The organism is Bacillus sp. EA-CB0995, from assembly GCF_055814245.1.
The window spans coordinates 3,493,163-3,513,345 of sequence record NZ_CP169269.1 but is presented as its reverse complement, the minus strand read 5'-3'; the positions used below and the strand labels follow the sequence as shown (position 1 = coordinate 3,513,345).

General features: G+C 36.0%; 19 protein-coding genes, 4 pseudogenes and 1 riboswitch. Of the genes and pseudogenes, 15 read left to right on the top strand and 8 right to left on the bottom strand.

Features of this window, described 5'->3' with window-relative positions; all coding sequences use genetic code 11:
• Positions 1–251: 251 nt before the first annotated feature.
• The 6 genes and pseudogenes from ACEWFJ_RS18175 to ACEWFJ_RS18150 all read left to right on the top strand — a co-directional run bounded on the left by ACEWFJ_RS18175 (position 252) and on the right by ACEWFJ_RS18150 (position 5,104).
• Positions 252–908, top strand: a complete 657-nt coding sequence (locus ACEWFJ_RS18175) for a FadR/GntR family transcriptional regulator (RefSeq protein ID WP_473689427.1) — start codon at positions 252–254, stop codon at positions 906–908.
• A gap of 175 nt (positions 909–1,083) precedes the next feature.
• Entirely contained in the window at positions 1,084–1,800 is a 717-nt protein-coding gene (locus tag ACEWFJ_RS18170; protein ID WP_098310914.1) for a (Fe-S)-binding protein, read from the top strand.
• 18 nt (positions 1,801–1,818) lie between these two features.
• Positions 1,819–3,240, top strand: coding sequence for a LutB/LldF family L-lactate oxidation iron-sulfur protein (locus tag ACEWFJ_RS18165; RefSeq protein ID WP_098310913.1), 1,422 nt, complete (start codon positions 1,819–1,821; stop codon positions 3,238–3,240).
• Positions 3,240–3,950: a LutC/YkgG family protein gene (locus ACEWFJ_RS18160; RefSeq protein WP_473689426.1), complete on the top strand. Its 711-nt coding sequence runs from the start codon at positions 3,240–3,242 to the stop codon at positions 3,948–3,950. The genes ACEWFJ_RS18165 and ACEWFJ_RS18160 overlap by 1 nt, the downstream gene beginning before the upstream one ends.
• Before the next feature lie 111 nt (positions 3,951–4,061).
• Positions 4,062–4,777 (top strand): annotated as a pseudogene (locus ACEWFJ_RS18155) (prepilin peptidase).
• A 12-nt stretch (positions 4,778–4,789) separates the two neighbouring features.
• Complete coding sequence (locus ACEWFJ_RS18150; protein WP_473689425.1) at positions 4,790–5,104, top strand: cyclic-phosphate processing receiver domain-containing protein; 315 nt, start codon at positions 4,790–4,792, stop codon at positions 5,102–5,104.
• A 172-nt stretch (positions 5,105–5,276) separates the two neighbouring features.
• On the opposite strand, the gene ACEWFJ_RS18145 is transcribed toward ACEWFJ_RS18150, so the two are convergent.
• The 6 genes and pseudogenes from ACEWFJ_RS18145 to phaQ all read right to left on the bottom strand — a co-directional run bounded on the left by ACEWFJ_RS18145 (position 5,277) and on the right by phaQ (position 9,509).
• Positions 5,277–6,125 (bottom strand): formate/nitrite transporter family protein, encoded by an 849-nt coding sequence (locus ACEWFJ_RS18145; RefSeq protein WP_473689424.1) that lies wholly within the window; start codon positions 6,123–6,125, stop codon positions 5,277–5,279.
• A gap of 214 nt (positions 6,126–6,339) precedes the next feature.
• A complete protein-coding gene (locus ACEWFJ_RS18140; RefSeq protein WP_473689423.1) occupies positions 6,340–7,146 on the bottom strand; it encodes a TerC family protein in 807 nt (268 codons plus the stop codon).
• 86 nt (positions 7,147–7,232) lie between these two features.
• Positions 7,233–7,405, bottom strand: a riboswitch (yybP-ykoY riboswitch).
• Between the two features lie 213 nt (positions 7,406–7,618).
• Positions 7,619–7,804 (bottom strand): alpha/beta-type small acid-soluble spore protein, encoded by a 186-nt coding sequence (locus ACEWFJ_RS18135; protein WP_033675371.1) that lies wholly within the window; start codon positions 7,802–7,804, stop codon positions 7,619–7,621.
• 92 nt (positions 7,805–7,896) lie between these two features.
• Positions 7,897–8,382 (bottom strand): MaoC family dehydratase, encoded by a 486-nt coding sequence (locus tag ACEWFJ_RS18130; RefSeq protein ID WP_473689422.1) that lies wholly within the window; start codon positions 8,380–8,382, stop codon positions 7,897–7,899.
• Positions 8,383–8,483: 101 nt separating this feature from the next.
• Positions 8,484–9,008 carry a polyhydroxyalkanoic acid inclusion protein PhaP gene (gene phaP, locus ACEWFJ_RS18125; RefSeq protein ID WP_473689421.1) on the bottom strand — a complete coding sequence of 175 codons (525 nt, stop codon included), beginning with the start codon at positions 9,006–9,008 and terminating at the stop codon, positions 8,484–8,486.
• A 52-nt stretch (positions 9,009–9,060) separates the two neighbouring features.
• A pseudogene (gene phaQ / locus ACEWFJ_RS18120) lies at positions 9,061–9,509 on the bottom strand (poly-beta-hydroxybutyrate-responsive repressor).
• 193 nt (positions 9,510–9,702) lie between these two features.
• Between phaQ and phaR the strand changes: the two are divergent.
• The 5 genes and pseudogenes from phaR (at position 9,703) to ACEWFJ_RS18095 (ending at position 15,040) form a co-directional block, all read left to right on the top strand.
• Positions 9,703–10,197, top strand: coding sequence for a polyhydroxyalkanoic acid synthase subunit PhaR (gene phaR / locus ACEWFJ_RS18115; RefSeq protein WP_473689420.1), 495 nt, complete (start codon positions 9,703–9,705; stop codon positions 10,195–10,197).
• A gap of 164 nt (positions 10,198–10,361) precedes the next feature.
• Positions 10,362–11,105, top strand: a complete 744-nt coding sequence (gene phbB, locus ACEWFJ_RS18110; protein WP_098310903.1) for an acetoacetyl-CoA reductase — start codon at positions 10,362–10,364, stop codon at positions 11,103–11,105.
• Between the two features lie 87 nt (positions 11,106–11,192).
• Positions 11,193–12,278 carry a class III poly(R)-hydroxyalkanoic acid synthase subunit PhaC gene (gene phaC / locus ACEWFJ_RS18105; RefSeq protein WP_473689419.1) on the top strand — a complete coding sequence of 362 codons (1,086 nt, stop codon included), beginning with the start codon at positions 11,193–11,195 and terminating at the stop codon, positions 12,276–12,278.
• A 200-nt stretch (positions 12,279–12,478) separates the two neighbouring features.
• Positions 12,479–13,694: pseudogene (locus ACEWFJ_RS18100) on the top strand (NAD(P)/FAD-dependent oxidoreductase).
• Entirely contained in the window at positions 13,691–15,040 is a 1,350-nt protein-coding gene (locus tag ACEWFJ_RS18095) for a TrkH family potassium uptake protein (protein WP_473689418.1), read from the top strand. Before ACEWFJ_RS18100 ends, ACEWFJ_RS18095 begins: the two are co-directional and overlap by 4 nt.
• Positions 15,041–15,080: 40 nt before the next feature.
• On the opposite strand, the gene ACEWFJ_RS18090 is transcribed toward ACEWFJ_RS18095, so the two are convergent.
• On the bottom strand, positions 15,081–15,452 hold the full coding sequence (locus ACEWFJ_RS18090; protein WP_473689417.1) for a DUF3905 domain-containing protein: 372 nt from the start codon (positions 15,450–15,452) through the stop codon (positions 15,081–15,083).
• 141 nt (positions 15,453–15,593) lie between these two features.
• On the opposite strand from ACEWFJ_RS18090, the gene ACEWFJ_RS18085 reads away from it, so the two are divergent.
• Both ACEWFJ_RS18085 and ACEWFJ_RS18080 read left to right on the top strand, forming a co-directional pair.
• Positions 15,594–15,746, top strand: coding sequence for a hypothetical protein (locus tag ACEWFJ_RS18085; RefSeq protein ID WP_176524721.1), 153 nt, complete (start codon positions 15,594–15,596; stop codon positions 15,744–15,746).
• A 615-nt stretch (positions 15,747–16,361) separates the two neighbouring features.
• A pseudogene (locus ACEWFJ_RS18080) lies at positions 16,362–17,143 on the top strand (DeoR/GlpR family DNA-binding transcription regulator).
• A 65-nt stretch (positions 17,144–17,208) separates the two neighbouring features.
• Here the strand turns inward: ACEWFJ_RS18080 and ACEWFJ_RS18075 are convergent.
• Entirely contained in the window at positions 17,209–18,957 is a 1,749-nt protein-coding gene (locus ACEWFJ_RS18075; protein WP_473689416.1) for a B12-binding domain-containing radical SAM protein, read from the bottom strand.
• Positions 18,958–19,129: 172 nt separating this feature from the next.
• On the opposite strand from ACEWFJ_RS18075, the gene ACEWFJ_RS18070 reads away from it, so the two are divergent.
• Both ACEWFJ_RS18070 and ACEWFJ_RS18065 read left to right on the top strand, forming a co-directional pair.
• Positions 19,130–19,252 (top strand): hypothetical protein, encoded by a 123-nt coding sequence (locus tag ACEWFJ_RS18070; protein ID WP_473689415.1) that lies wholly within the window; start codon positions 19,130–19,132, stop codon positions 19,250–19,252.
• A gap of 154 nt (positions 19,253–19,406) precedes the next feature.
• Positions 19,407–20,036 carry a class II aldolase/adducin family protein gene (locus ACEWFJ_RS18065; protein WP_098309576.1) on the top strand — a complete coding sequence of 210 codons (630 nt, stop codon included), beginning with the start codon at positions 19,407–19,409 and terminating at the stop codon, positions 20,034–20,036.
• Positions 20,037–20,183: the final 147 nt, after the last annotated feature.

The following is a 20,183-nucleotide window of genomic DNA, read 5'->3' as shown; positions in this document are numbered from 1 at the left end:
AAACTTGCAGCAGTGGGGAGACGGTTTATCTTCCTGCCGATGGTTAATTGAACGAATCTGGCGCATGCTAGCAGTTATCTCTCGCCTATCTTCTTTGACTTCTCAGAATCTTGAGGTGGGAGTCCTACTGCCCGTTAGCGCGGGATAAATTGTTGTCATTGTTGTTTGGATGATACTGGGGTGATACAACTGGAATACAAATCTATTAAGCCGAAAAAATTTACGAAGAAGTATCGGAAGCCATTTTAGCAATGATTAAAAATGGTACACTAAAGCCTGGTGACAAACTTCTTCCTGTTCATCAATTGGCAGAGCAGTTTCAAGTTGGCAGATCTGCTGTGCGCGAAGCGTTAAGTGCCTTGCGAGCAATGGGCTTAATTGAGATGAAACAAGGGGAAGGCACGTATGTGAAGAATTTCGATCCATCTTCTTTAACAGCGTCATTAAATACAACTCTATTAATGAAACAAGAGGATATTGTGAATTTATTGGAAGTACGGAAAGTGCTTGAAGTAGGAGCAGCTCGTGCGGCGGCAGTAAAACGTACAGAAGAAAATTTACACAATATGCAGCATTGGTTAGATGAGATGCAAAAAAGCGTAGGAGATGAAAATGGTGGTGAAAAAGCAGATTTTCATTTCCATATGGCAATTGCAGAAGCTTCACACAACAATATTTTGTTAGAATTGATGAACCATGTTTCTGAAATGATCGCTGAAGCAATTGGTGAAACAAGACGAATTATTTTATATGGTGAACAAACAACAGCAGAACGACTTCTAGAAGAGCATCGAAAAATTTATGAAGCAGTGTTAGAGAATGATATTGAAGCAGCGCAGCAAGCGATGCAAGATCACCTAACGAATGTGGAATGTATGGTCACAGGCATCGAGAAAACAAATTCGTAATATTGTACTTTCAAAATTTTATTTTTTTGATAAAATAGAGAAAGAATAAGTAAGCGTTTTCTGAATAGAAGAAAGAATAAAACATGAATAATTTATGTTTCGCTTCTTTCTTTTTACTAAGTCATCTGATGACCATACGATTGTTGGCTGAGTTGAAATGAGGGGGAACTATAATATGAAAGTTACATTATTTGTTACATGCTTAGTCGATATGTTTGAAACAAATGTCGGCAAAGCAACGGTTGAAATTTTAGAGCGATTAGGTTGTGAAATTGAATTTCCAGAAGCGCAAGTTTGTTGTGGACAACCAGCTTACAATAGCGGCCACGTAGAAGCAGCAAAAGAAGCAATGAAGCATATGATTAGCACATTTGAAAACGCTGAGTATATCGTTACACCTTCTGGTTCTTGTGCGACAATGTTTCACGAGTATCCACACGTATTTAAAGATGATCCAGAATGGGGACCACGTGCGAAAAAAGTAGCTGAAAAAACATACGAACTGACACAATTTATTGTTGATGTGTTAAAAGTTACTGACGTTGGTGCTCGCTTGGATGGCGTAGCAACGGTTCATAAATCTTGTCATATGACACGTTTACTAGGAGTAAAAGAAGCTCCAGGCATTTTACTATCAAATGTGAAAGGTCTAGAAGTGAAAGAACTACCAAATGTACAAAATTGTTGCGGTTTTGGGGGAACGTTCTCAGTTAAAATGACACCAATTTCTGAGCAAATGGTAGATGAAAAAGTCGACAGTGTCATGGAAACTGGAGCAGATTATTTAATTGGAGCAGACTGTGGGTGTTTGTTAAACATTGGCGGGCGTATCGAGCGTTTAGGAAAAAATGTAAAAGTGATGCATATTGCTGAAGTATTGAATAGCCGCTGATGGAGGGGGAAGTAAGCTATGTCTATGAAAACTAGTGATAAAAAATTTAATGATCGTGTTGGCGAAAATCTTCAAGATTCATTTATGCGCGGAGCAGTATCGTCTGCACAAACGCGTCTATACACAAAACGTTTAGAGGCAGCTGATGAATTAGGAAACTGGGAAGAGTGGCGTGACCTTGGTGAACAAATTCGTCAGCATACGCTAGAAAATTTAGATTATTATTTAATGCAGCTGAGTGAAAATGTATCAAAACGAGGCGGCCATGTTTTCTTTGCGAAAACGAAGGAAGAAGCAGCTGAGTATATTAAACAAGTAGCTGAAAAGAAACAAGCGAAAAAAGTAGTTAAATCAAAATCAATGGTAACAGAAGAAATCGGTATGAACCATGTACTTCAAGAAATCGGCTGTGAGGTCGTTGAGAGTGACTTAGGGGAATACATTTTACAAGTAGACAATGATCCACCATCTCACATTGTTGCACCAGCACTTCATAAAAATAGAACGCAAATTCAAGGTGTGTTTAAAGAAAAATTAGGATATGAAAACTCTGATGATCCATATGAAATGACGAAATTCGTTCGTAAAATTCTTCGTGAAAAATTTATGGATGCAGAGATTGGCGTAACAGGATGTAACTTTGCAGTTGCTAACACAGGTTCTCTTTGTTTAGTAACAAATGAAGGTAACGCAGACCTTGTGATGTCTATCCCGAAAACGCAAATTGCAGTAATGGGTATGGAACGTATGGTTCCAACAATGGAAGAGCTTGATGTTCTTGTTGGTTTACTTTGCCGTAGTGCTGTTGGTCAAAAGCTAACAAGTTATGTAACAGTAGCAGGACCAATTCAAGAAGACGAAGTAGATGGACCTGAAGAGTTCCATTTAGTTGTTGTAGATAATGGTCGTTCTGAAATATTAGGTTCTGAATTCCGTCAAGTGTTGCAATGTATTCGCTGTGCGGCATGTGTGAATGTATGTCCTGTATATCGTCATGTTGGTGGTCACTCTTACGGATCAATTTATTCAGGTCCAATTGGTGCGGTATTAACACCGCTTTTAGGTGGATATGATGATTATAAAGAACTTCCATATGCGTCTAGTTTATGCGGAGCATGTACAGAAGCTTGTCCGGTAAAAATTCCATTACATGACTTGTTATTAAAACATCGTCAAGTAATTGTGGAAAAAGAAGGACGTGCACCGCTTGCAGAAAAGCTTGCGATGAAGATGTTTAGTATGGGCGCTTCTTCTGCTGCTTTATACAAAATGGGATCTAAAATGGCGCCGGCTGCAATGAGCCCATTCACATCTGGAAACCGCGTTTCTAAGGGTGTGGGACCGCTTAAAAATTGGACGGAGATTCGCGAATTCCCAGCTCCAAGCAAAGAAAGATTCCGTGATTGGTATAAAGAGCATAAGAAAGGCGGGAATAACTAATGGCAGGAACGATTCAAAATCGTGATTCATTTTTAGAGAATGTCGCAAAACAACTTGGACGTGAGCGTAAAACAGAAGGTGTACAGCGCCCTAAATGGAAAAATAATGTGAATTTAGAGACGTTAAACGATTACGCACAAGAAGAACTATTAGAAGTATTTAAGAAACAATGTAACAACATTCATACGACTGTCATTGAAACGAATAGAGATGAATTAAGTGCAGCGATCAAGAAAGTTATCACAGAAAATGGCGGCGGGCCAATTATGTTATCTCAAGATGATCGTTTTGAAGAGTATGGATTACAACAACTGTTTGGAGCGGAACTTCCAGGCGAAAACGTAGAAGTGAATACTTGGGATCCCGAGAAGAAAGATGAAAACATGAAGCTAGCGGAAAAAGCAAATATCGGAATTTCGTTTAGTGATTATACGTTAGCGGAATCTGGTACAATTGTAGTGCAAAGTCATAAAGGAAGAGGACGTTCACTACACTTCTTACCAACTATTTACGTAGCTATTATTCCACGTGAAACATTAGTACCGCGTATTACACAAGCGGTACATGATTTAAATACACGTGTAGAAAATGGAGAAGCACCAGCTTCTTGTATTAACTTTATTACAGGACCAAGTAACTCTGCTGACATTGAAATGAACCTTGTCGTTGGTGTACATGGACCATTAAAAGCGTTTTATTTTGTTGTATAAATGGAAAAACAGGCCTAGTAAAGGTCTGTTTTTTTATAGATAAAGATAAGTTTTTGAAAATACAACATGTTAAACTTTTTTGCTATATTAGGTGCGAAAGGAGATGGCGAAATGCTATTTTATGCATATGCTTTTTTCACTGGCTTGATACTAGGTTCTTTTTATCAAGTCGTTGCCTATCGTATTCCACTCGGTTATTCCATTATAAAACCGCGCTCACACTGTTCGCATTGTCATTATGTATTACAAGTAAAAGAGTTGATTCCTATTGTATCATTTTGTATACAAAAAGGACGGTGCACACATTGTGATATAAAAATCTCACCTTTTCATCCGCTATTTGAGGGTATTGCAGGTATATCGTTTTTCTTTACAGCGTTTTTTATCGGTCCTAGTGAGCAGCTTATTATTGTTTGGACTCTATTATCACTTCTTTTCATTGTTACCATCACAGATCTTCTCTATATGGTAATTCCAAATCGTATTTTATTTTTTTTGCAGGGCTATTTGTAATAGAACGTTTTTTTATACCGCTTTCCCCATGGTGGGATGGGTTACTGGGAGCAGCGGTTATGTTTGTGCTCTTATATATTATTCAAGTAATTCATCCAGCAGGTATTGGCGGTGGAGATGTCAAATTGTTCATTTTACTTGGATTTGTAGTTGGAACAAAAGCAATACTACTGTCACTTTGTTTCTCTTCATTATTTGGTCTTTGCTTTCTTACTACTTTTGTTATTATTCGGCGCATGACTTATAAAGAACCGCTTCCTTTTGCACCATTTATTGCGCTTGGAACAGTATGTTCATATAGTATGTGTATGTAGAGGAGGGATTAGATGAACGTATATATGGATGATCAAAGGCCGTGTCCAGCTGGCTTTATGCTAGCTACCACAGTCGAGCAGGCGCTGGAGTTTGTTCGAAATAATAGGGTACATACGTTATCGCTCGATTATAATATGGGATTGCGGCAAAAAAACGGATTGTATTTCATAGATATATTTTGTAAGGAAGGCTTACATGTAGAGAAAATTCATTTACATACGAATGATACGATTGGACAACATTATATGTTAAATCGAATACAAAAAGGAAAAGAATCAGGAGAAATTTCTGCGTCTATTATAATAAAATGCGTCGGGAGTTATTAAAAAATATGCATTCCAAGTTGATTGGAATGCATATTTTTGATGTTCATCAGTAATACCCCCACCTCAAAATTCAGCGAAAGTAAAGAAGGTAGTAGGGGATAACTGCTGGTATGTGCCTGAGTAGTTCAGCTAATAATCAGTGGGGAATGAAGACCCTCCACTGATTAAAGTTTTATTTTACATGCGCCTGTAATGGAATGATTTCTTCAGTTTGTGTGGAAATGATTCCGTTTTCTGTAGATTCTGGGTTACTTTTTGTTATAGTCAAATAATGATATACCATGCCGACAAACACCGATCCGCCAATAATATTCCCAATTGTAACTGGAATTAAGTTATGAATTGCACCCGCAAAAGAAATTGTATCAGGGTGTGGTGATACTAAAGCAATTGTAAATAGTGATAGATTTGCGATGCTATGTTCATATCCAGATAAGAAAAATGTAAAGACAATAAGCATTATCGTAAGTATTTTTGCTGTATCTCCCTTTACTTGAGAAGGAAGGAAACATGCAAGACAAACGAGCCAGTTACATAAAATACCTTTAAAAAATAGATGCATTGTTGATGCGCCCATCTTTCCTCCGACAACTTCATTTAATAAGTGATTGTGACTAATCGTTTCAAAAATACCAGTCGCATAGAAGAGTGCTGCAAAAAATATTGCCCCTACTAAGTTACCTGCATAACAAGCACCCCAGTTACGTAATGTATCACCAATCGTTGTCTCTTTTCGCAAAGTTGCAACTGTGAAATACATTGTATTTCCTGTAAATAATTCAGCACCGCCATAAAGAATTAAAATGAGTGCGATTCCAAAAAACATAGAAGATGCTAAATAAGTTGCGGGTGAATGTGCATCATGAAAGAAATTCCCTAATTTAAAACATAGTACAATAACAAAACCAATATAGATACCAGCAAGTGCAGCACGAAGAAAATATTGCATTGGATTGTTATCTAGCATTTGTTTTTTCTTCTTTGCAAGCTGCACAAGGTAAGCTACTCCCTGTTCTAGCATAAGTCATTACGCTCCTTTAATACATCATTTATAAATACTCTTGATATGAATAAAGTACACGTATTTGTTCATACTTTCAATAAGTTTGTGCAATATTTCACAAAAAGGACATGATTTTAATGAAAGCGTTAACATTTATGTTATATAATATAGTGTGTTTTCAATGATTAAGAAAGTTCGGTCATTTTCAAAGAAAAAAGAAAAAGCGCTGAAATTACAGCGCTTTTTCGTTATATTTTTTCGAATCTTGTTGTACATTTGGCGTTGTTTCTTTTGATAAGAACCAGCCACATACACCAATTCCAAGCAATACAGTCCAAAATATAATTTTCCAAGTAGCTGATTCTGGGAATTCATGTGGAATCACACCTAATGCAGGGTGAGCCAATGTATGAACTGCTAATTTCACACCAACCCAACCTACAATCGTGAATGCAGCAGTTTCCAACCCAGGTTTACGTTTCAGTAAGTTTACGAAAGCAGATGCGGCAAAGCGCATAATGATTAATCCAATCATACCACCTGCGAAAATAACGAAAAACTGTGCTGTATCGAGGCTACCGATCGTACCAAGATTTGTTTTCGGTAATGTCACAGCTAATGCAACAGCCGCTAAAATAGAGTCAATAGCAAAAGCAATATCAGCAACCTCTACTTTAAATACAGTCCACCAAAAGTTTTCTTGTTTTTTCTCTGTCTCTTTTTTCTCTGTTTCTTCGTGCGCTGCATTCTTTTTTACATAAGTTTTTACAAGATGGTTACCAGCAATAAACATTAAATAGATGGCACCAATCGCTTGTACTTGCCATACATCGACAAGAAATGAAATCATAAACAGCGATCCAAAGCGAAATACAAAGGCTCCTGCAAGCCCATAAAATAAGGCCTTTTTACGTCTTTCTTCAGGTAAATGTTTTACCATAATAGCAAGGACGAGTGCGTTATCTGCTGCTAAAATTCCCTCCAAAACGACTAAAATAAGTAATACCCAACCATACTCCAATAATAAAGATAGATCCATTTACATTCTCCTCTCGTTTGTATATGTGCTAAACAAAAGAAGAAAATTCCCCATTGTTTAGCTTCCCCAAAATAAGCTCTACCAATGGCAGAGAAATTTCAAAAAGAACACAAAAAAGACCTCTGCCGTTGATAGGCAAAGGTCTTGCTAGACATATGTAATAAAATATGCCAACAAAGCCGGAGGAACATAGTTCCACGTAATGACGACTTTGTTTCAGAGAATATTTTCTCTGACGCTACTCCCCTTTGGAAATATGCTGTTATGTATAATATATAAGAACTGTTAATGTTTGTCAACCAGTTAAAAAATTTTTGCTCAGATATTTAACGTTTATGCGGGATTGGTTCAACTAACCATCAGGGGGGATGAAAAAACCTCCACTGATGGAAGTTGAACTTTACATACTTTCTACAGGCAAAAGAAAAGAGGCAGAGAATATCTGCCTCAAATCCATTATTTATGTGATTAATTATCCGCGTAATTGTTGTTGTGCAAGTGAAACGAGACGTTTTGTTACTTCACCGCCAACAGATCCGTTAGAGCGAGAAGCTGTGTTAGAACCTAAACTCACGCCAAATTCTTGAGCAATCTCATACTTGAATTGCTCTAGTGCTTGTTCAGCGCCAGGGACAAGTAGTTTATTTGTTTTTGCCATGTTAGATATACCCCTTTTTTTATTTTCAGCTTATGATAGCTGATAATGTTATTGTATGTGTTCTATGTTCACTCATACGCGGAAGTAATCGGTCATACTAACAGTTCTTGGATAAAATGAAAAAGAGTAGCAGCGCTACTCTTTTTCAGGACAGTTGCTGTACCTTCAACAACAACTTTATCGTATTGATTATATACATTTGTTTGTAACGTAATAATTCTTTTGTCATCGCGTTTTTCAATTACTTCAGCCACAACACGTAACGTATCCCCAATTTTTACAGGAGCACGGAATGCCATATTTTGAGATAAATAAATGGTATTTTTCCCTGGAAGCTTTGTTCCGAGTATTGTTGAAATAAAGCTAGATACGAGCATACCGTGAGCAATACGTTCTTTAAACATCGTTGTTTTTGCAAAAGAATCAAGCAAATGAATTGGATTTACGTCACCAGTAAGTTTTGCAAAAGTAACAATATCTTCGTCTGTAATCGTTTTTGTTAAAGAAGCTTGATCACCAATGTGAATCTCATCATAATAAAGCTCATGGACAGATTCTGCTTCTTGAAAAAGATTCATTTCTTCCTCCTTCTTTTCCATGTTGAAAAATGTGAGCCATCCCGATGTAAGGGGAGAAAGAAAGAGACGAGTATTTTTTGCAGTAAGTTGCCACATTTTTCTTATTTCATGGAAGTGAATAGATTGTTTGAGTTTTCCTCGAACTTTTTTACGAGGTCTAGTTGCATGGATTTGAATTCTTCTAAAAAACTTTCCATTTGTTTTTGAACCTCTTGACGTTGTTGTTGTTGTTGGCTAATCAGTTGTTTCACTGCTTCTTCGAATTGTCCGCTTGTTTGTGAAAGTAAAGACAAAGATGCTTTTGTTGGAGAAACAGTAAGTTGTTGCATATGACTAGAAAGTTCATTCCATTTTTCTTGCCATCCGTCAATTTGTTCATTAAAGGAGTTACCAGCAAATTGCTTTACATATTCAGTATATTGCGTGTTTGCTTGTGCTGAAAATTGCTGGATTTCTTTTTCGATTTCTTCTGTACTTTCTGTTAATTTATGCAAAGCTTCCTGCTGATGTTTCAATGTTTCTAATGTAAGTTGTTCCATTTGTTTTCCCGCTGAAGAAAAAAGGGAAAGAGAGTGTGACCAGTTTTTCCAGAATGCATCAACAAGTTCGTGTGGTTTCGTTTCCATGACTTGACCTCCAAATAAATTAAATAAATTTTTTACATATTGTGAACGCAGATTAATCTGCTGTGTCACCAAAAGAGGATGAAGATTTCTCATCCTTTGTTGGAACATTGGAAAATGGAAAGAATGCACTTGTGTACAGGTTAAAAAACGTACGAAGCATTTTTTGATATTGCTCAAATGACGTAGCGCAAGATGTTAAATATTCCTCTCCATATTCCGTTAAAGAATAAATTCGTTTTGCTGGACCTCCTTCACTTGTATCCCAAGTAGAAGATATGAGGTTTTCTTTTTCTAGTTTGCGTAAAGTCCTATATACATTACCTTGATCAATAGAAGAAAAGCCAATATCCATTAGCATCTGAATGAGTTTGTAACCGTGAAGACTCCAGTCTTTAAGACAGAGAAGTAAGAATGGAACTAAGAAGTTTTTTGGCATGGAGTTTGGTTGTTTTGTTTGGGTTGTGTCCAAACTTTCTTTTTTTCTGGTTCATTTTGTAGCATGATTGTGCATCACCTCATGAATCAGTTAGATGGAATTTTTTCTTATATGTGCAATTTACACCTATCTGTATTTTTTGTCAATGTATTTTTGGAAAATAAAAAATAAATACACACTTGAACTTTTAGTCGGAATATTAGAAAATAGTGAATAGATTGAATTGTTCCAATAACTAAATAAAGGAGTGTAGGAGAAGTGATTGAACAAAAACTCGATCCACTACAAGCTTGGAAAGAAGTTTACGAACAGACAGAAAAGTTTTGGGGAAAAACGCTTAATGAAACAGTCAAGACAGAAGAGTATTCTGCATGGATGGGAAGCGTTCTAGATTTGAATTTGTTTTATCAAAAGATGATGAATGATGCAACAAAGGGATATTTAGAGAAAGTGAATATCCCAACGCAAGAAGATATTGCCAGAGTTGCTTCTCTTGTTATTAATTTAGAAAACAAAGTTGACAATATCGAAGAGTTTTTGGAAGAAAAGGTAGAGTCTCTCGGACAATCTCCTACAATAAAGCGTGATGTCACAAAAGTGAAACAAGATATTCGTACATTAGAAAATAAATTAGATAAAATTTTTGAACTGCTTGAAAAACAAAATGAAGTATTAGCAAAGTTACAAGTACCAGCAGTACCAGCAGTACCAGCAGTACCAGCGGTACAAGCTAAAAACGATAATAAAAAATAATTTCGTTAAATATATATTCGTTCTGAAAGAGGCGGGGAGCACCTCTTTCTAGGGCGGTATATCATTTATAAATGTATGTATGTATGTATGTATGCATTGCGGTGTTCATCTAGGCAAAGCTCATCCATCATGTGGCCGCGAATTATAACAAAGGGGGAGCAAAAATGGCTCAATTACATGGAAAAGTAGCAATCGTAACAGGTGGAGCAAAGGGGATTGGAAAAGCAATTACAGTAGCACTAGCAGCAGAAGGTGCAAAAGTAGTGATTAATTACAATAGCAGTAAAGATGCTGCTGAGAACCTTGTGAATGAGCTAGCGAAAGAAGGACATGATGTATATGCTTGTCAAGCGGATGTTTCTAAATTAGAGGATGCAAAGCGTCTTGTAGAAGAAACAGTACAGCATTTTGGAAAAGTAGACATTTTAGTTAACAATGCTGGTATTACGAGAGATCGTACATTTAAAAAGTTAAACCGTGAAGATTGGGATCGCGTTATCGATGTGAATTTAAGCAGCGTATTCAATACAACAAGTGCTGCACTTCCATACATAACAGAAGCTGAAGAAGGACGAATTATTAGTATTTCTTCTATTATTGGACAAGCTGGTGGATTTGGACAGACGAACTATTCAGCTGCAAAAGCTGGTATGATTGGGTTTACAAAATCTTTAGCGTTAGAGTATGCAAGAACGAATGTAACAGTAAATGCAATTTGCCCAGGGTTTATCGATACGGAAATGGTAGCAGAAGTTCCGGAAAACGTTCGTGAGCAAATCGTAGCGAAAATTCCGAAGAAACGTTTCGGTCAAGCAGATGAAATTGCAAAAGGTGTTGTATATTTATGCCGTGATGGTGCGTACATTACAGGACAGCAATTAAATATTAACGGCGGTTTATATATGTAATCTAACAACAAAGAAGTGCATGTCTATGATAGGTATGCACTTCTTTCTTTCTAAAAGAAATGAAATGAAAATAAAGGAGTTGTGAAAATGACAACATTAAGAACGGAATGGGAAAAACAATTAGAGCTATATCCAGAGGAATATCAAAGAGCATATAAACGCTTTAGACGAGCAAGTGAAGTGCTACTTCGTGAACCAGAGCCGCAAGTAGGCTTAACACCGAAAGAGGTTATTTGGACGAAAAACAAAACGAAGTTATATCGTTACATTCCAAAACAAGAAAAAACACATTCTGTTCCTATTTTGTTAATTTATGCTCTTATTAATAAGCCGTATATTATGGATTTAACGCCAGGGAACAGTTTAGTGGAATACTTAGTAGACCGTGGCTTTGATGTGTATATGTTGGATTGGGGAACATTTGGTTTAGAAGATAGTCATTTGAAATTTGATGATTTTGTTCTTGATTACATTGCAAAAGCTGTGAAAAAAGTATTGCGTACAGCAAATGCGGAAGAAATTTCTCTTCTTGGTTATTGCATGGGTGGAACCTTAACTTCTATTTACGCTGCGCTTCATCCGCATATGCCAATTCGTAATTTAATTTTCATGACGAGCCCATTTGACTTTTCTGATACAGGTTTATATGGACCATTATTAGATGAAAAATATTTTAATTTAGATAAAGCAGTTGATACACTTGGAAATATCCCTCCAGAAATGATTGACTTTGGAAATAAAATGTTGAAACCACTTTCGAATTTTGTAGGTCCGTACGTAGCGCTCCTTGATCGCTCAGAAAACGAACGGTTTGTAGAAAGTTGGAGATTAGTTCAAAAATGGGTTGCGGATGGAATTCCGTTTCCAGGAGAATCATATCGTCAATGGATTCGTGAGTTCTACCAAAAGAATAAGTTAGTAAAAGGGGAACTTATCATTCGCGGCCAACAAGTGAAATTAGAAAATATTAAAGCAAATGTATTGAATATCTCTGCTCAACGTGATCATATTGCACTTCCATGTCAAGTGGAAGCATTGTTAGATCATATTTCTAGTGTAGATAAGCAATATGTGTGTATTCCGACAGGGCACATGTCAATTGTATACGGAGGAACGGCAGTGAAACAAACATATCCGACAATTGGTAATTGGCTTGAAGAGCGTTCAAAGTAAAACGAAACTTCTATTAGTGGGTGATTTTTCCCACTAATAGTTAGTTGAGTACGGGTGATTTTGCATTGAGAGAAGTGGAAAATACCACTTCTAAAGCATGATAGTATAATCCAGCTAGTGAAAACTAGCTGGATTTTTTTATGGAAAATAACGAAAAATAATGGAATAAAGAAAGATAAATTTATTTTAGGAGAGATTTGATGGAACTGCTACTTGGAAAATTGTTTTGGGATGAAGGGATTTCTATACCTTGTTATGAAAAGTTGGAAAATGATATGATATGTGATGTGCTTATTATTGGAAGTGGTCAAGCGGGTGCTCAACTTGCATATATGTTATCGGCAATTGGACTACAAGTGGCAGTTGTAGATAAAGGGAAAGTTGCAAGCGGAAGTACGCTTGCGAATACAGGGTTGTTACAATACACTCAAGATAAATCATTAACTTCGTTTGTGCATACATTTGGTGAAGAAAAAGGAGTTCGAGCATATCGATTATGTTATGATGCGCTCGATACTATGGAGCAAGTAGTAACAAAACTCGATATAGATCCTGAATTTATTCGTAGAGGAAGTTTATATTATGCAAGTAATAAAGATGATGTTTCATTTCTAAGAAAAGAATATGAAACCTTAAGATATTATGATTTTCCTGTTGAGTTTTTTACAGAAGAAGATATAGCGAAACGTTACTCATTTACAAAACCAGCTGCTTTATACACAAGAGGGGATGCAGAAGTGAATCCGTATGTGTTAGCACATGCTCTTATTCATAAAGCAAAAGAGAATGGAACGGCTATTTTTGAAGATACAGAGATTATTCATATTAAATCTGTTCATAAAGACACAATCTGTTATACTAAAAATGGAAAAAAATTATATCTAAAGCTGTTATTATAGCTACAGGATACGAAACGCAACAGATAAAAAAGAAGCAAATGCAATTTTGGAAACTTCCTATGCAATTGTCACAAATGAACAACCAAATTTTGAAGGATGGTACGAGCAGTCGTTAATTTGGGAAACTGCGCGTCCGTATTTATATTGCCGCACGTATAAGAATCGAATTATAATCGGTGGCTTAGATGAACCGAGTATGTTACAAAAATATGGTGACACACACCTACTACATAAAAGAAATCTTCTTGTTCAAATAACATCAAAATTATTTCCACAGTTGAAACACGTACAAGCAGAATATTATTGGGCAGCAATATTTGGCGGAACACATGATGGAATGCCCATTCTGAAAGAGGATGAATCGATTGCAAACCTCTATTATGCATTAAGTTATGGCGGGAATGGCACCGTCTATAGTATGGTATTTGCAAAAATATTTCAGGAATTATTTGCACATGGCAGTAGTTCGGATTTCGAAATATTTCGTCGTAAAAAAGTTAAAGAAGTGATGGAATGAAAGGTATTAGGAAATGGTTACAACATTTAAGACCGGTACAGCTCATCGTTTTATTTTATGGTCTTGCTGTTATTGTGTCTGTTATATTATTAAGCATGCCATTTGTTATAAAACCAGGAGTCGAGTGGACATTTATTGATGCTTTATTTACATCTGTTAGTGCAGTAAGTGTAACAGGTTTATCTGTTGTATCGATTCCAGATACATTTACTACAGCAGGTATTGTTATTTTAGCGCTTGTTTTACAATTAGGTGGACTGGGCATTATGGCGCTTGGTACGTTTGTTTGGATGATTACAGGAAAGAAAATAGGTTTACAGCAGCGACGTTTAATTATGGCAGATCAAAATCAAAGAAATTTAGCGGGACTTGTTCATTTAATGCGCTCTATTTTAATATTAATCATTTCAATTGAAGTAATTGGTGCACTGTTATTAGGAACAAGATTTTTACGTTACTTCCCTAATTGGAAGGAAGCATATTTTCATGGCTTTTTTGCAGCTGTTAGTGCTACAACGAATGGCGGATTTGATTTGACGGGACAATCGCTTGTACCGTACCAAAACGATTATATCGTACAAATTATTCATATGCTTCTTATTATTTTAGGGGCAATTGGTTTTCCAGTATTGATTGAAGTGAGACAATATATAGGTAAAAAGAAACATGAATTATTTCGGTTTTCATTATTTACAAAACTCACAACGACAACGTTCTTTACTTTAGTGGTTGTTGGAACAATCGTTATTTTTTTGTTAGAGTGGAATCATTTTTTACGTGGGAAATCATGGCATGAAATGTTGTTTTATACATTGTTTCAATCTGTTACAACAAGAAGTGGCGGCTTAGCAACGATGGATATTCAAGAATTTTCGCCCCCAACACTGTTCTTTATGAGTATATTAATGTTTATTGGCGCTTCTCCAAGCTCTGTCGGTGGTGGTATTCGTACAACAACTTTTGCAGTTTGTATCCTCGTATTGTATACCTTTGCAAAAGGTGGTAGAAGTGTACGGGTATTTGGGAGACAATTACACGAAGAAGATATTATAAAAGCATTTGTTGTTGCATTGATGGGCGCTTTGCTATGTGCCGCAGCACTATTTGTGTTATGTATAACGGAACCATTTCCATTAATGGATCTGTTTGTAGAAGTATGTTCAGCATTTGGAACAGTTGGTTTATCGACCGGAATTACAGCAGAACTCACAACAGTTGGAAAACTCGTATTAATTGTGCTCATGTTTATCGGGCGAATTGGTATTTTAACGTTCATATTTGTAATTGGGGGCAAAGAGAGACCACCTCGATATAAGTATCCAAAAGAACGGATTATTGTTGGATAAAAAGCGATTCTATTTTATAACATAGAATCGCTTTTCTACATTAATCGTTAATACCAAACTGCGGATGCATAAAAGTTTCTTCTGAATCCGTATTGTTTTTTTGCAGTAAGTCTTGATTTTCTTCAGCAATCCAGCCGATATCATTTGTTGGATGTATCCATTGGTCTCCGGCCATAATAGCAGGATCAATATCATCACTCCAATTGTTCAGGGGACTATTTTCTGAATTATATTGGCTGTCACCAATAATTACGCCATACTCATTGGTGAATGGTGGTTGCATCGTGATGCCAGTTCCTTTAAAAGAAGGAAAATTCATTTGATGCGGAATTGTTTCATCAAGAATCGGAGAGTCGATCGGTTGGTTTCTCTTCACATGTACCGCCCCTTGTTTATAAAAGTGGAAAGGCATATGGACCTTCCTATTTTATAGCATTTCCTCACATTGCATATTCGCAACTTGTTAACAGTTACCATCTATAGAGTGAAGTTTTAATGTCCATATTAGTACTATAAGCATTGATTTTATATAAAGAATTAAGGAGTGTTTCGTATGGTAAAACGAAAGGTGAGTCGTAATGCAGCTGCAAAGAACAATCAAACTCCAAAAGAAAGCTTGCCGGATGCGGAATTTGCAGTAGAGTACGAAAATGAAGATGTTGCAAAATATGCAAATCGTAACTCAAAAAAAGGAAAGAAAAACTGAGGCGTTTTTTATAAACGTCTCTTTTTTGTGAGGTTTTTTAATTGTTTGTAAATTTATTGTTATGTTGTAGGCGAAAAAGAGGGAGAAAACGTAGAAGTACCAACGTATTACACAAAAACCCACATTAAACAAAAGATTAATCTTTGTTTAATGTGGGTTTTACACTTTACGTTTATATTGAAATTATACATATGAAAACAAAGGAGAGGGCAAAGCATGAAGGGGAGTTTTAACAATAGGGATGGAAGTTTCACTTTATAGGATGCAGCCCAAAGAAAGAAAAAACAGTGGCAATAAAGTGAAACTTCCATCAGTGGTGTCCTGATGGAAAGCTCTCACCAATCGGGCGCATGCCAGCTGTTATCCTCCATTTATCTTCTTTGCTTCTCTCTGCATCTTGAGGGTGGGGTCTTACTGCCCGCGAATAGCGGGATAAAAGCGAAAGATGAAAAATAGAGCTTATTACGAACGGAGAAGTAGAAAAATGTTGTAACTCTAGAAGCGGTATTCCAAAATTCAAAAATCATTTTTGATGGAAAAACGAAGAATTTACATGCATGAGGAAGTAGTATTGATAGAAGAGAAAAATGACTTTGTATAACTGGAGGTGAAGTCATGTCTGTTGTTGGAGAAGAGCGTAAGCGGATTATTATTGAGAAAGTAGAGTTAAAAGGAAAAGTAAAGGTATCAGAGCTTGCAAAAGAATTTTCGGTATCAACAGAGACAATTCGTAGGTATTTAGGAGATCTGGATCGCGAGAAGAAATTGAAGAAAGTATATGGGGGAGCAGTCGGATTGCCAGGGACTAAAGTGGACCCTCCAATGCTGGAAAGAGAAATGTTATGTTTAGAAGAAAAAAGCGTATCGGCTATAAAGCAGCAACTTTTGTAGAAGATGGTGATGTGATTGTTATTGATGATGGTAGTACGCCACTTCAAATGGTACCATATCTCATTTACCGAAAAAATTTGACTGTTATTACAAGCTCGTTTCCTGTTGCAATGCAATTAATTTCTTTTATTAATAAGAAAATGATTGATGGTCAAGTGATGTTTATTGGTGGAAAAGTGGCTCCAAAGCACTGCCGGGTATCAGGTTCTATTTCTCAGCAACTCATTCAGCAATTTCACTTTGACAAAGCATTCATTTCAATTGATGGACTTTTGCCTGATTTCGGAGTTTCAAGCTTTGAATTGGAGAAAGCGAAGTTATCAGAATCCATGATTCGACAGGCAGAAGAAACATTTATTTTATGTGATCATACGAAGCTTGGTATAAAAGGAAATTATCGTATTTCTGGATTTTCAGATATACATCATGTTATTTGTGATAAAAGCATGCCACATAGCTTTGAAGAAGAAATAAAGAAAGCGGGGATTCGCTGGACTATTAGTTAGAATAACAGGGGCTTTCGGTATGAATGAAAGCCTCTGTTAATTGTAAAATCATGTAATCTTTTTAATCAGCTTATATTTGCTGCATATAATTCACATTGTGTCGTTTTTGGATTGTAGTGGGCAACAAGGATGGACGGTTTGGAAATCATTTCACCATGTTTCATGTAATGGTGGTAGTCAAATGGTATACTCTCTACAATTGTGTGTTTATACAAATCTTTTTCTGTCAATTGAAGAGCAGCGAATTCGTTTCCTAGTATGTTAGGCCGTTCCATAATCATTTTGTAGTAGGAATCTACTTCCTCCTTTTTCCTTTGTTCCGTTATCCATGATTTACGAGGACGATATTTATGATTTTGTAAATAATCAATTGTCAATAAGGCTTTAATCGTATGAAGTTGTGCAGTTTTTCTTGATTGTAAAAATTGATACAGACGTTGGAATAAATTTTCTAGTTGGTGTCCAATTCGGCTCCATCCTTGTGTATCCCAATAAGTTCCAAACTCTTGGAAGAAATCAAAAGGTGTATCAAATGTATGAGATATGACGTATGGCACGGTATGATCCATACGATGAGCATTCCAATATTTTTCTAATACATCTTCAACTTGTTTAATTTGAAGAATATCATCAAAGGATAGTACATTATTTCCGAGCATTTCATAGGGTGCATGATCCATGTATATATATTGATGATCATTTGCCCGAATTCGAAGGCCCGTACCACGCAGCAGTTTTAAAAAGCCAAGTTGTAATTCTTCTGGTCTTAAAGCAAAGACATCATTAAATGTTTTTCTGAAGGATTGATAGTCTTCTTCAGGCAATCCGGCAATCAAGTCTAAATGTTGTGCGATTTTTTGTCCATCACGAACCATTGTAACTGTTCTCGTTAATTTTTCGAAATTTTGACGTCGTTTTACAAGGTCGTTTGTTTGCTCATTTGTAGATTGTACACCAATTTCAAATCGGAACAAACCAGGAGGAGCATGTGTATTTAAAAATTCGATGACCTCAGGCCTCATAATATCGGCTGTAATTTCAAATTGAAACACTGTTCCAGGTACGTGTTCATCAATTAAAAATTGAAACATCTCCATGGCATAGCTGCGGCTAATGTTAAAAGTGCGATCGACGAATTTAATAATACGGGCACCATTCTTCATTAAATAGCGAATATCCTCTTTAATACGTTCGCGATCAAAGTAACGAACGCCAACTTCAATAGAAGATAAACAAAATTGACAACTAAACGGACAACCGCGACTTGTCTCAATATAGGTAATACGTTTACCTAAATGTGGAATATCTTCCGGGAAACGATAAGGGGATGGTAATTCTTTTAAGTTTAGTTTCTCACGTTGCGGTTTTATTACATGGGTACCATCAACTTTTATAAATCCGATACCGTCAAGATTTTCAAATTGCTGTGCACCTTGTATTTCAAATAGAAGATTTTTTACAGCAATTTCTCCTTCACCAATAATAATAAAATCGATTTCAGGAACACGTTTTAGCCAATATGTCACATCATATGTAACTTCTGGACCACCGACAAAAATGATAAGGTTTGGATTAATCTTCTTGAGCATTTGAATGACTTTAATTGTTTCTTCGATGTTCCAAATATAACAGCTAAATCCTATTACATCAGGTTTACGCCTATGCAAATCAGTAACAATATTCATGACAGGATCGTTAATCGTATATTCAGCCATTTCTAAATCAAATTCAGGCTGGGCATATGCTTTAATATAACGAATTGCTAGATTTGTGTGAATGTACTTTGCGTTTAACGTACTAATAACAACGTTCATATTTTTTCCCTCAACTTTAATTTAGAATTACATTGTTTAGTATAGGCATATATATGGAAAAAAACAACATTCGCAAGATGTTGTTTTTGCATAAAAAAAGGACACATTTTCCCTAGATTGTCATATAATTTACCAACAGAAAAAAGTTGGTTAGAGGAAAGAAGGGGAAGAGGTGAGTAAAAGAATGCGTGAGAAGGTAATTATATATGCACATATACTACAAAAACTACGCATTATTAATGAACAAGAGAAGAATGCAATGTTGCAAATTATAATGAACAAAAGAGCCTTATAAAGGGCTCTTTTCATTTTGATAAAGTTTATGGAACATGGCAAAAGCGTATTGACAAAAAGGGTTTCTCATGTGATAATTCAATTAAATTTTGTGAATTATCAAAAAATATTGCCTTTTACATAGAAACAGAAGATAACAATACGGGGGTGACAATATGTTATTATTTTTAAAGAAATGGAAAGAACTACGGGATATTAAGATGGAATTAGCTCTTCGTGATTGGTTTTATGGGACAAAAATTAGCTTATCAATGCGTACGTCTAAAGATCCGCTTACGTTTTTAGTTAATATAGAAGGAAAAGATAAAGGACTATTTGTGGAAGATGATTTTATTGTAGTCAATAGTACGTGTGAACCAGTATTTGCAATCGATGAGAAACCAGCTTCTGAATCATTTATGCACGCAGATATTTATAAGAAAAGTCAGGCAGAATGCATTTTACAAGTACAAACAGTTGATAGCCATTTAATGTCTGAGTTATATGGAAAAGAAGGAGAAGTAACATTTGAACAAAGAAATGTAGAACGTGTTTTTGGTAAGGAAGGTATTACGGGTATTACAATTCCAATTGTAGAAAATGAAAGTAAATTTGCAAATTTGCTAGAAGAGAGTGTGCCTTGCTTTACCGAGGGTGGAGGAGCTGTGCTTGTTCATAATTACGGATTAATTGTATGGGGAACAACGCCAGAAGAAACGAAAAAATGGTTAGAAGGATTAGAGTATTTAATGAATTATCATGTGAAACTGTTAATGATTAAAGGAACAAAAAGCTCAGTTATTTAATTGAAAGTCCTCTTTAGGTAGAAATGCCTAAAGAGCAGTGGGATAAGGTACAAAGTAACTTTAAAAATGAAAGCGTTTTTATAAATGAAGTTTTACTCATAAAATACGGCTCTCCTTATTATATATAGATTACATGTCGTCATGTGG

What these genes read in the sequence shown, in the direction of transcription:
- ACEWFJ_RS18175 (WP_473689427.1), top strand. Translation starts at nt 252, where the DNA reads ATGATTAAAAATGGTACACTAAAGCCTGGTGACAAACTTCTTCCTGTT.
- ACEWFJ_RS18170 (WP_098310914.1), top strand. Translation starts at nt 1,084, where the DNA reads ATGAAAGTTACATTATTTGTTACATGCTTAGTCGATATGTTTGAAACA.
- ACEWFJ_RS18165 (WP_098310913.1), top strand. Translation starts at nt 1,819, where the DNA reads ATGTCTATGAAAACTAGTGATAAAAAATTTAATGATCGTGTTGGCGAA.
- ACEWFJ_RS18160 (WP_473689426.1), top strand. Translation starts at nt 3,240, where the DNA reads ATGGCAGGAACGATTCAAAATCGTGATTCATTTTTAGAGAATGTCGCA.
- ACEWFJ_RS18150 (WP_473689425.1), top strand. Translation starts at nt 4,790, where the DNA reads ATGAACGTATATATGGATGATCAAAGGCCGTGTCCAGCTGGCTTTATG.
- ACEWFJ_RS18145 (WP_473689424.1), bottom strand. Translation starts at nt 6,125, where the DNA reads ATGCTAGAACAGGGAGTAGCTTACCTTGTGCAGCTTGCAAAGAAGAAA.
- ACEWFJ_RS18140 (WP_473689423.1), bottom strand. Translation starts at nt 7,146, where the DNA reads ATGGATCTATCTTTATTATTGGAGTATGGTTGGGTATTACTTATTTTA.
- ACEWFJ_RS18135 (WP_033675371.1), bottom strand. Translation starts at nt 7,804, where the DNA reads ATGGCAAAAACAAATAAACTACTTGTCCCTGGCGCTGAACAAGCACTA.
- ACEWFJ_RS18130 (WP_473689422.1), bottom strand. Translation starts at nt 8,382, where the DNA reads ATGAATCTTTTTCAAGAAGCAGAATCTGTCCATGAGCTTTATTATGAT.
- phaP (WP_473689421.1), bottom strand. Translation starts at nt 9,008, where the DNA reads ATGGAAACGAAACCACACGAACTTGTTGATGCATTCTGGAAAAACTGG.
- phbB (WP_098310903.1), top strand. Translation starts at nt 10,362, where the DNA reads ATGGCTCAATTACATGGAAAAGTAGCAATCGTAACAGGTGGAGCAAAG.
- phaC (WP_473689419.1), top strand. Translation starts at nt 11,193, where the DNA reads ATGACAACATTAAGAACGGAATGGGAAAAACAATTAGAGCTATATCCA.
- ACEWFJ_RS18095 (WP_473689418.1), top strand. Translation starts at nt 13,691, where the DNA reads ATGAAAGGTATTAGGAAATGGTTACAACATTTAAGACCGGTACAGCTC.
- ACEWFJ_RS18090 (WP_473689417.1), bottom strand. Translation starts at nt 15,452, where the DNA reads ATGCCTTTCCACTTTTATAAACAAGGGGCGGTACATGTGAAGAGAAAC.
- ACEWFJ_RS18085 (WP_176524721.1), top strand. Translation starts at nt 15,594, where the DNA reads ATGGTAAAACGAAAGGTGAGTCGTAATGCAGCTGCAAAGAACAATCAA.
- ACEWFJ_RS18075 (WP_473689416.1), bottom strand. Translation starts at nt 18,957, where the DNA reads ATGAACGTTGTTATTAGTACGTTAAACGCAAAGTACATTCACACAAAT.
- ACEWFJ_RS18065 (WP_098309576.1), top strand. Translation starts at nt 19,407, where the DNA reads ATGTTATTATTTTTAAAGAAATGGAAAGAACTACGGGATATTAAGATG.